This window comes from Amycolatopsis sp. NPDC098790 (assembly GCF_044759945.1).
GTDB lineage: Bacteria > Actinomycetota > Actinomycetes > Mycobacteriales > Pseudonocardiaceae > Amycolatopsis.
Window position 1 is genome coordinate 708,593 of record NZ_JBIWAI010000002.1, and the last position, 9,543, is coordinate 718,135.

At 72.8% G+C, this 9,543-nt stretch carries 9 protein-coding genes and 1 pseudogene; 4 read left to right on the top strand and 6 right to left on the bottom strand.

Translation table 11 applies throughout. From position 1 onward, the window contains the following. Positions 1 to 54: 54 nt before the first annotated feature. Complete coding sequence (locus ACIQWX_RS16925; RefSeq protein WP_400871161.1) at positions 55 to 603, top strand: molybdopterin-binding protein; 549 nt, start codon at positions 55 to 57, stop codon at positions 601 to 603. Here ACIQWX_RS16925 and ACIQWX_RS16930 read toward each other — a convergent pair. Next, positions 573 to 1,256, bottom strand: a pseudogene (locus tag ACIQWX_RS16930) (alpha/beta fold hydrolase); the annotation flags it as partial. The gene ACIQWX_RS16925 and the pseudogene ACIQWX_RS16930 overlap by 31 nt on opposite strands. A 64-nt stretch (positions 1,257 to 1,320) precedes the next feature. Between ACIQWX_RS16930 and ACIQWX_RS16935 the strand changes: the two are divergent. Both ACIQWX_RS16935 and ACIQWX_RS16940 read left to right on the top strand, forming a co-directional pair. Continuing rightward, positions 1,321 to 2,136: a helix-turn-helix domain-containing protein gene (locus ACIQWX_RS16935; RefSeq protein WP_400871164.1), complete on the top strand. Its 816-nt coding sequence runs from the start codon at positions 1,321 to 1,323 to the stop codon at positions 2,134 to 2,136. 241 nt (positions 2,137 to 2,377) lie between these two features. Continuing rightward, on the top strand, positions 2,378 to 3,469 hold the full coding sequence (locus ACIQWX_RS16940; RefSeq protein ID WP_400871167.1) for a S1 family peptidase: 1,092 nt from the start codon (positions 2,378 to 2,380) through the stop codon (positions 3,467 to 3,469). A 44-nt stretch (positions 3,470 to 3,513) separates the two neighbouring features. On the opposite strand, the gene ACIQWX_RS16945 is transcribed toward ACIQWX_RS16940, so the two are convergent. The 5 genes from ACIQWX_RS16945 to ACIQWX_RS16965 form a co-directional block, all read right to left on the bottom strand. After that, entirely contained in the window at positions 3,514 to 5,436 is a 1,923-nt protein-coding gene (locus ACIQWX_RS16945; protein WP_400871170.1) for a hypothetical protein, read from the bottom strand. 47 nt (positions 5,437 to 5,483) lie between these two features. Continuing rightward, a complete protein-coding gene (locus tag ACIQWX_RS16950; protein ID WP_400871173.1) occupies positions 5,484 to 5,750 on the bottom strand; it encodes a GlsB/YeaQ/YmgE family stress response membrane protein in 267 nt (88 codons plus the stop codon). Positions 5,751 to 5,842: 92 nt separating this feature from the next. Beyond that, positions 5,843 to 6,214 carry a hypothetical protein gene (locus tag ACIQWX_RS16955; protein ID WP_400871175.1) on the bottom strand — a complete coding sequence of 124 codons (372 nt, stop codon included), beginning with the start codon at positions 6,212 to 6,214 and terminating at the stop codon, positions 5,843 to 5,845. A 2-nt stretch (positions 6,215 to 6,216) separates the two neighbouring features. After that, positions 6,217 to 6,582 carry a DsrE family protein gene (locus tag ACIQWX_RS16960; RefSeq protein WP_400871178.1) on the bottom strand — a complete coding sequence of 122 codons (366 nt, stop codon included), beginning with the start codon at positions 6,580 to 6,582 and terminating at the stop codon, positions 6,217 to 6,219. A gap of 66 nt (positions 6,583 to 6,648) precedes the next feature. Further along, positions 6,649 to 8,205, bottom strand: coding sequence for an HD domain-containing phosphohydrolase (locus ACIQWX_RS16965; protein ID WP_400871181.1), 1,557 nt, complete (start codon positions 8,203 to 8,205; stop codon positions 6,649 to 6,651). Positions 8,206 to 8,346: 141 nt separating this feature from the next. Here ACIQWX_RS16965 and ACIQWX_RS16970 point away from each other — a divergent pair, with 141 nt between their 5' ends. Further along, on the top strand, positions 8,347 to 9,507 hold the full coding sequence (locus ACIQWX_RS16970; protein WP_400871184.1) for an LLM class flavin-dependent oxidoreductase: 1,161 nt from the start codon (positions 8,347 to 8,349) through the stop codon (positions 9,505 to 9,507). Positions 9,508 to 9,543: the final 36 nt, after the last annotated feature.

The window sequence follows — 9,543 nt, forward strand, 5'->3', positions numbered from 1 at the left end:
TCGTGCCTGATCGGTGGATGCCCGGCACCGCGGCCGCGGCTTAGCGTTGGGGGCGTGACGTCCCTCGAGCAGCACCCCCCGCCGCCGGCCGGGCGCGTGCTCGTGACCGGGACGGGGTGTGCTTCGCGGCTGCTCGACATCGGCGACCTGCGGGCCCGCTCGCAGGTCCGGCTCGACGTCGAATACGTCACCCGGCGCAAGCGGGAACGGCACGAGGTGCACGGCGTCCACCTCTACGACGTCCTGCGCGAGGGCCCGCTGCCGCTGGATCCGCGGCACAAGATGTCCGGCCTGACCGTGGTCGTGGTGGCCGTCGCCGAGGACGGCTTCCGGGTCGTGCTGTCGCTGGCGGAGATCGATCCCGAGTTCGGTCACTGCGCCGCGCTGCTGGCGACGCGGTACAACGGCGAGCTCCTGCCGCGGCCGACGCTCGTCATGCCGAGCGACCTGCGCGCCAGCCGCTACGTGCGCGGGCTGGCCGAACTCCGCCTGTTCAGCGTGAACGCCAGCAACGCCGCCGCGGTCGCCGCCGGGTCTTCGAGGATCGGCGAATGGCCGGCGCCGGGCAGTGGAACGACCCGCGCGCCCGGCACGGTCCGGTAAGCCGCGAGGGACGTCGACGGCCGCCAGCGCCGGTCGTCCTCGCCGAAGAGCACCAGCACCGGCTTGCCCAGCGCCGTCAAGCGGTCCGGGACCGGTTGCCGCACCAGGTACTCGACGGCCGCCCGCTGCGCCGCGGTGAACGTCGCGAAGGTCATCGCGCGCACGTCCTCGACGAGCGACGCCGGAGCTTCGCAATCGGGCCGGCCGAACGCGGAAGTCATGGCGTCGCGGATCTGCCCGTCGGTCAGCTCCGCCCACTGTTCCGGGGCGAACGCGGTCTGCGGACCGATGTAGGTGTCCATCCCCGGTCCCGTGTTCACCAGCACCACCGCGGTCACCAGGCCGGGCCGCTCCTCGGCGAGCGCGGTCGCGACCAAGCCGCCGGACGAGTGGCCGACGGCGACGGCGTGGCCGATGCCGAGCCGGTCCAGCTCGGCCCCGGCCCGGCGGGCCTGCTCGGGAACGCCGTAGCCGGCGTCGGCCGGCTTACCGGACCGGCCGTGCCCGAGCAGGTCGACCCGGACCACGCGGTGGTGTCCGGTCAGCAGGGGCAGCAGGGCGTCCCAGGATCGGGTCGAGGATGCGGATCCGTGGACGAGGAGGAGGACCGGGGCGTCGCGGGGGCCGTCGTCGGTCACGTGCAGGTTCGTCATGCGCCGAGCCTGGCCGTGCGGCCGCCCGCGTGGCTTGGACGAATGTTCCGCGTAACTTGGAGCCGTGGCCGAGGCCCTGTGGGACGTCGCTCGCCCGGCCCGCCCCGGCCGGGTCGCCGGGGCGGCGATGGCCGGCTTCCGCGACCGCGGCCGCACCCCGGCCGGCCTCCGGCTGATCCCGCCCCCGGCCGTGACGCTGGCCGTGATCTTCGGCGCCGGGACCGTCGCCGTGGCCGACGCCGCCGGGCGCGGGCAGCGGGGGAGCGTCGTGGCCGGGCTCGGGTTCGGCCTGACGCGCATCACCCACGCGACGGACTTCGCCTGCGTGCAGGTCCGCCTGCCGCCGGTCGTCGCGGGCGCGGTCCTCGGCGTCCGCCCGGGCGAGCTGGCCGGGTTCGTGACCCTGGACGACCTGTGGGGCCGGGAGGCGGCCCGGCTCGGCGAGCGGCTGAGCGAGACCCCTTCGTGGGACGAGCGGTTCGCGCTGACCGACGCGCTGCTCGCCCGTCGCGGGGAGACGGGACCGCGGGCCGACCCGGAGGTCGCGTGGGCCTGGCACCGGCTGGTCCGCACCCGCGGCCGGGTCCGCGTCGACCGGCTGGCCGCCGAGGTCGGCTGGAGCCGCAAGCGCCTGTGGTCCCGGTTCCAGGCTCAGGTCGGGCTGCCACCCAAGCGCGCGGCGCGGCTCGTGCGCTTCGACCACGCCGTGCACCGCCTGGTCGCCGGCCAGGACGCGGCGCGCGTCGCGGCCGACGCCGGCTACGCCGACCAGTCCCACCTCCACCGGGACGTCCGGGCGTTCACCGGCAGCACGCCCGCGCTGGTGGCCGGGGAGCCGTTCCTGACGATCGACGACATCGCCTGGCCCGCCGGGGGTTGAGCCGCCGGTCTGTCGCAAGTGGACGGTCGAGCGGACCGCAGCAGGGGACTGGTCCGCCGTCGCTGCCCGGTTACTGTGCGGGCGGAGGGTGGCGTCCGATATGCCCGGTACCTATCTTTTGTCCTGTACGACGAAAGTCGGTACCGCGGTCTTCCAGGCGGCAGCAGGCTCGGGCGGACACCCCCATCGCGACCGGCGTGGCCATCCCTCGCGCCGGTTCCCCGTGAAAGCGAGTACCGGCATGCGCACAAGACACCTGCTCGCCCGCAGCGCCACCGCGCTGGTGGCCACCGCCGCGGTCGCCGGCTTCCTGACGAGCCCGGCCGGCGCGGTCACCATCGACGGCTACTCACCGGACGTCCAGCGCGACGCCGTCGCGTCCCTCGCCGCGGAGGCCGGCGTCAGCGAGTCCGCGGCGGTCGCGCTGCTGCGGACGCAGGCGGCGAGCGTCGAGACCCTGCACCAGGTCACCGCCGCGCTCGGCACCCGCGCGGTCGACGGCTACCTCGACGCCGCCGCGAAACCCGTGGTGAACGTGCTCGACCAGGCGGCCGCCGACCGGGTCACCGCGTCCGGCGCGCAGGCCCGGGTCGTCAAGCACTCGAGCGCGGCGCTCGCGGGCGCGCAGAACGCCCTGCAGGCGCTGCCCGCCGTCGCGCACACCTCGGTCGGGCTCGACCCGAAGACCAACCAGGTCGTGCTGACGGTCGCGGACGCGGCCAAGGGCACCGACGCGCTGCTGACGGCCGCGGCGTCGCTGGGCGACCGCGTCCGGGTCGAGCGGGTCGCCGGCGAGATGCACACGGCGATCTACAACGGCGAGGCCATCACCGGCGGCGGCACCCGCTGTTCGGTCGGCTTCAACACCAACCGCGGCGGCCAGAACTACATCCTCGACGCCGGCCACTGCACGCGCGCGGTGTCGCAGTGGAACGTCGGCCCGTCGCAGGGGTCGAGCTTCCCGGGCAACGACTACGGCCTGATCCGCAACACCACCGGCAGCGCGCCGGGCGCGGTCACCCTGTGGAACGGCTCCACGCAGCGGATCAGCTCGGCCGGCACCGCGACGGTCGGCCAGCGGATCAGCAAGAGCGGCAGCACCACGCGCCTGACGTCGGGCTCGGTCACGCGCACGAACGTGACGGTGAACTACGCCGAGGGCTCGGTGTCCCAGCTGATCCAGACGAACGCGCTGGTCAACCCGGGCGACTCGGGCGGCTGCCTGTTCGCCGGCAGCGTCGGCCTCGGCATCACGTCCGGCAAGGGCACCGGGACGTCGTTCTTCCAGCCGGTCGGCGAGGCGATGAGCGCCTACGGCGTGAGCCTGAACTGACCGGTGTCAGGTCGGCCGCCGGACACTCGGCCCCACGGTCACGGTCACTCCGCGGGTGGGGCCGAGCCGGTCACGAGGGCCCACGTCCGGCGGCCGACCAACCGCATCACCAGCCAGGTCGCGGCCCGGCCCGCCCGGTTCTTCAGCGAAGCGATTCCCACGCCCACTTTCTTGAGGGCGTCCCGGAGATCCTGGTACGCCGACTGGCGGAAGACGCAGTACACGACGAAAAAAAGCCCTGCCACCGCGGTCGCGCCGGTCGTACCGCGCCAGTCGCCGACCGACGCGGCGGTGAGGCCGAGCGCCGCGACCGTCACCACAGTGACGACCCAGCGTCCCGCAACCGACGGCGTCAAGACGACGAACCCCGCGGCCAGACCACCCGCCACCGTGAGGAGCAACTGCCCGCCGTGCGCGCAGGCGGCTATCCCGCAGACGGTGGCGACGACGAGCCCCGCGTTCCACGGCGTCACGACAGCAGATTTCCCGGTGAGGGCACGCAGCGACGCCGCCGAACCGTCGGCACTCGGCACCGATCGCGACGGGAACGGTGTGAAACGCAACAGGCGCTCCAGATGCGGCTTCGCCACCAGACCGGCCGGCTTCTCGAGCGTCCCGTCGGCAGCCTGGGCGCAGTGGCCGATGGCCTCCAAGACCCACGTCAGCGTTACGAAGACGATCCCGAAGGCCCAGGCTGCCGCAGCGAACAAGAAGAACGTGCCCGCGGTCTGCCCATGGGGGACGATGCCGGCCAGCGCCAACCCGGCCGAAGCTCGCACGGCGTACCCGACCCCGACCACCAGCCAGATCGCCACGGCCCGGCTACCGGGGCGCGAGGTCCCGGCCCGGAGGAATTCGTAGAGCCAGGCCGGAACCCAGACGCCCGCGAACGAGATCAGGATGACCGCCGAGACCGGCGACGGAACGACCGTGAACGCGATGACCACGGCCAGCACGGCACGGGCCACGATCACGATGGTGCTCAGCGCCACCGAGTGGAGTGGTCCCCGACGGCTCACCGGTAGCCGCCCTCGTTCGCGGCGAGCCGGGTGGTTCTGGTCGTCGGCCAGGCCGCGGATGTCGTTCCACTGGTAGCGGCCCTGGTAGATCAGGTACTCGAAGACCAGCCAGCCCGCGGCCGCTGCCAGCAGGCCGGAGCCGCCTGGCCACTGGCCGGCGGTGACCGCTCCTACCGCGTAGGCGATCGGGATGAAAGTCCATTTGACCGTGTCGAGCGGGCGGGGGAGCACCAGGTAGGAAAGCAGCGATCGCTCGCCGGGCCGGTGGATCGGCCCGGCTTCCGGCGCCAGGGCGGTCAGAGGGTAGTCCCGGCTGTTCCGCAGGTGTTCCGCCGCGCCGTGCAGGAGTTTCCGGCAACCCGTGTTGGCGAGGATCCCTTGCTGGAGCAGGAGCGCCAGCAGCGGAGCGTAGAGCGCGAACATCGCGATCATGGCCGGGACGGACAGGCTGAGGGCCACGAACACGACCCACCCACCGAGTGCGACGGCGAAGCTCAAGGTAAGGAAGAGCAACATGACGAAGTAGGAGCGCCTGCCGCGCCTCGGGCTCGTGATCGCCAGGACGAGCTCGGTCGCCGAGCCGGCCAGGATCCCCGGGATGGCGCGCAGCTCGGTGCGGTGGCGCCGCAGCTCGTTCTCGATCGCTCGCATGTAGAAGCTTTTGATGGTCACCTGCGTGCCGAGCATGATGATGTAGCACAGCACGGCGAACGGCAACGCCGGAGCCGCGACGTACACGGGCTCCGGAAGGTCGTAACAACTTCCGGCGCTCTTGGCCGCGGCCATCGCCGCACCGCGGAACCGGCAGTCGCCGACCAAGATCGCGAACAGCCCGGCCAGCAAGGCCACGAACACGCTGGCCAGTGCGCTTTGGCTGCCGGAGGTCCCGCGGTCGTCCTCGCGCAAGGCTTGGTACTCGACCAGCAGGATTTCCAGTTCCGCGCTCATGGGCGTGGATTATCACCTGCCGCCCTGGGCTGCGGCGACGGCGCGGGCTAGTCGCGGCGGCTGCGGCCGAAGACCATTCGGTAGATGACCAGGATGATCAGCGCGCCGAGGATGGCCAGGCCCCACGTGCGGAGATCGAAGAACGTGCCGAGATCCGTGTGGAACAAGGTCTTGCCGACCCAGCCGCCGACGAACGCGCCGGCTATGCCCAGCAGGATCGTGATGATGCAGCCGCCGGGGTCCTTGCCCGGCATGAGGGCCTTCGCGATCAAGCCCGCGATGAGCCCGAGCACGATCCAGCTGATGACGCCCACGGGTGCCTCCGTCCGCCTGTCTCCCTGACCGCAAGAGGATGGCAGGCGGACGGCCCCGCGGCGCGGCGAGCCACGCCGACGTGATCGGATTCTCAGCCCGCGAGCGCCCGGTAGCCCGAGCAGAGGACGCGCAGCCAGCCGATTTCGCCGTTTTGCGCCGTGTAGTACGCCTGCTGCTCGACGAGGTGGTCGACGCCGTCGCGCTCGACGCGCAGCCGGTAGGTGACGTGCTCGCAGTCCGCGACCCGGCCGGTCGTCACCGAGCACAGCTCGTGGATCGTCCGGCCGGGACCGAACCAGCGGCCGAAGATCACGTCGTCGACGATCTCCGCGGGATCGGTGGCGCTCCAGTGGCGGCCCGGGGTGAGCGCGGCGAAATCGACTTCGCCGGCCAGCACCGCGCGCAGCCCGGCGGCGTCGCGGGCCGCGAGGGCGCGGGCGAACTTCTCTCCTGCGGTGGTCATCGTCAGTAGCTGAACGTCGTGACGGGCTCGTCGCCGATCCACTCCCACATCGGCACGGTGCCGCCGAGGGACGCGTTCGCGACCAGACCTTCGTCGGTGAGGTGGCGGGCGGTGAAGCAGATCGGGCAGACCAGGAACCGGCCGCCGGCGGCTTCGTAGCGCTTGACCAGGTCGGCCAGCGGCGGGCAGCCCTCGCAGGCCGTCGCCTGGGCGAACCCGTCGAGGGCGAGGCGGACCGCCTCCTTGGTGAGGAACATCAGGGTCGCGCGGTGCTGTTCGGCGGCGCCGACCGCGACGAGGAACGCGACGGTGACCTTCTCGGGGTCTTCGAGTCCGGTGGTGAGGCTGATGACGGCACGGGTGGGCATGATGGGCTCCTTTCGGTGCGCCCCAGCCTCGTGCCCGGCCGCCCGCCCGCGCATGGGGCGGATGCCTCATCTTCCGGGCAGGCCGGCGATGCCGTGTTCGAGCGCGAACAGCCCGGCGCCGGTCCGGTTGGAGACGCCGGCTTTGGCGTAGATGTGCTCGACGTGGTTGCGGACCGTCTTCTCGCTGATCGACAGCGCCCGCGCGATCGCCCGGTTCGTGCCCCCGCCGGCGAGCAGCCGCAGCACCTCGACCTCGCGCCCGGTCAGCCCCGCGGGGTGGGCCGCCCGGCGGCGCGCGTGCCCGGCCGCGAGCAGCACGGCGTCGACGGCATGAGTGTCCAATTTGGACTCCCGTGCCTGCTGCCGCAGGATTTCGGCCGCGTCCACGGCGTCGCGCGCCGGGCGGTGCGGCCGCGGTTCGCGCAACGCGTGGTAGACGTCGGCGGCGGCGAGCAGCCGGGCGTGCGGGCTGAGCGCCGCGCCGGCCGCGCCGAGGGGATAGCCGGAGCCGTCGAGCCGTTCGTGGTGCGCCGCCGCGACCGCGGCGACCTGCTCCAAACCCGTTACCCGGCGCAGGATCCGGCCGGTCAGGTAGGGGTGCAGCCGGACGCGTTCCCGCTCGGCTTCGGTCAGCGGGCCGGGTTTCTCCCAGATGCTGTTGGGCACGCCCATCCGGCCGAGGTTGTGCACCAGCCCGGCCCGCCGGACGAGCCGGACGTCCGGTTCGGACAGTCCACTGTGGCGGGCGGCTTCGGCGGCGAGGTCCGCGACGCCGCGCGAGTGCCCGATGGCGAACGGGCACTTGAGGTCGGCGAAGTCGCCGATCGCGGTGAGCAGCTCGTCGAGCTCGTCGCCGGTCAGCGTCCGGTCGCGGTCGGGGGCCTGTTCGAGGGCGGCCGTCCAGACGTCGGCGTCGAGCAGGCCGTCCAGTATTTCGCTTGCGGCGCCGGTGAAAGCCGCGACGACGGCGGGGTCGAACTGGCGGCCGCTGCGTGCCTGGGCCATCGCGACGGCGGCCGCGACCCCACCGCGGCGCAGGTGGACCTCGGCGACCTCGGCCAGGTGCACGACCCGCACCTCGATCGGGAGCCGGTCGCCGCGGGCGCCGGCGGGCAGGCCGCTGCCGTCCCACCGTTCGAAGGTGCCGGCCAGCGCCCGGGCGACGGTCTCGTTGAGCCCGAGCCGGTCGGCGAGCCGCCCGGCGGACGAGCAGTGGGAGTGGATGAGCTCGGCGAGCCGGCCGCGGGCCCGCAGGAGGAACGCGGCCGCGACGACACCCCGCGCGACGGGCGTCCGGTCCCGGCCGGCGTGCGTGGCGAGCAGGCGCAGGAAGGGCAGGCCGGCCCAGTCGACGCGGTAGGTGGCGGAGCGGAAGGCGATGTCGTCGCCGAACCACGCGGCCAGTTCGTGCGAGTCGGCGTGGCAGCCGATCCAGGCGACGAGGGTGGCGTAGAAGGTGGTGCCGCGCTGCTCGTCGTCGAGCCCGAGCCGGTCGGCGAGCCGCGTGGCGATCAGTGCGGAACGCAGCATGTGCTCCATGGGCTGCCCGAGCCCGAGATCGACGGCGAGCGAAAGAGCGGCGAGCACCTCGGCCCGCCGCGGCCCGTCCGGCTGGATCGCCATGGGCACCGCCTTCCGTCCGGTGAAAAGCGTGCCACCGGGACGGGCCGAGGACCAAGCTGCTCCGTCCGGGTGACCATCCGTAACGACCCGGTAGCTCTCGGAGACTGACCTTGCGGTGACCCCGATGAAGAGGAGCCGTGGATGAAGATCGACCTGTTCAACGAAATCCAGAACCCGCGACCCTGGCCCGAAGGGCACGAGCAGCTGCGGTTCCGGCAGGCGATCGACCAGGCCGTCCTCGCCGACGAGCTCGGCTACGGGTGCTGGTGGCAGGTCGAGCACCACGGCGCCGGCGAATTCAGCCTCTCGTCCGCGCCCGAACTGATGCTCGCCGCGCTTTCGCAGCGGACCAGCCGGATCCGGCTCGGGCACTCCGCGGTGCTCGCGCCCGGGCGGTTCAACCACCCCATCCGCGTCGCCGAGCGCGCGGCGACGCTCGACCACCTCAGCGGCGGGCGCGTCGAGCTGGGGCTGACCCGGTCGACCATCCCCGAGTGGCGCCTCTTCGGCATCGAGCCCGACGACGCGCGCGCCCAGACGCAGCAGGCCTTCGAGATGGTGCCGAAGATGTGGACCTCCGAGCGGTTCTCCTACGAGAGCGACGCCTACCGCGTCGACGGCGTCGGGATCGGGCCGAAGCCGCTGCAGAAGCCGCACCCGCCGCTGTGGCAGGCGGCCGCCAGCCCGGCGTCGTTCGAGGAGGCCGGCCGGCGCGGGGTGGGCGTACTGGGGACGACCATGTGGGAGTCCCTGGAACGCGCGGGCCGCCTGATCGACCTGTACCGGGCGGCGGCCGCGGAGTGCACGGACCCGGTCGGGGCGTTCGTCAACGACCAGGTCGGCTTCTTCACGTTCGTCCACTGCGCGGACACGGACGAAGAGGCCATGCGCAACGGCGCGGCGGCGGCCGCGGCGTGGTACACGGTGACGGCGCTGACGTTCTTCGAAGCGGCGACGGAGTTCGTGCGCGCCAACGCCCGCAACGAGGAGCTGGTGAAGTCCCCGGGCCTGACGGGCGAATTCCTGCGCGGCGAGGCGTCGAACTCGCCGTCGGAGGCGAACCTCCTGATCGCCCGGATCCTGCAGGGCGAGCAGGTCCCGGACGACGAGGTGTTCGAGGTCCTGAGCGCGCAGGACTCGCTGATCGTGGGCAGCCCGGAGACGTGCCGCAAGAAGCTGCGCGCGTACGCCGAACTGGGCATCGACCGGATGATGTGCCTCCAGCAGATCGGCGGCATCCCGCACGAAAAGGTGCTGAAGAGCATCCGGCTGATCGGCGAGCTGATCCCCGACCTGGCCTGAAGCGGGGTGGAGGGCGGCGAACCGGCTGCTTGCCGC

Excerpts from the sequence above, each read along its gene's own strand:
- ACIQWX_RS16940 (WP_400871167.1), top strand. The coding sequence starts at position 2,378 with ATGCGCACAAGACACCTGCTCGCCCGCAGCGCCACCGCGCTGGTGGCC.
- ACIQWX_RS16945 (WP_400871170.1), bottom strand. The coding sequence starts at position 5,436 with ATGAGCGCGGAACTGGAAATCCTGCTGGTCGAGTACCAAGCCTTGCGC.
- ACIQWX_RS16955 (WP_400871175.1), bottom strand. The coding sequence starts at position 6,214 with ATGACCACCGCAGGAGAGAAGTTCGCCCGCGCCCTCGCGGCCCGCGAC.
- ACIQWX_RS16960 (WP_400871178.1), bottom strand. The coding sequence starts at position 6,582 with ATGCCCACCCGTGCCGTCATCAGCCTCACCACCGGACTCGAAGACCCC.
- ACIQWX_RS16965 (WP_400871181.1), bottom strand. The coding sequence starts at position 8,205 with ATGGCGATCCAGCCGGACGGGCCGCGGCGGGCCGAGGTGCTCGCCGCT.
- ACIQWX_RS16970 (WP_400871184.1), top strand. The coding sequence starts at position 8,347 with ATGAAGATCGACCTGTTCAACGAAATCCAGAACCCGCGACCCTGGCCC.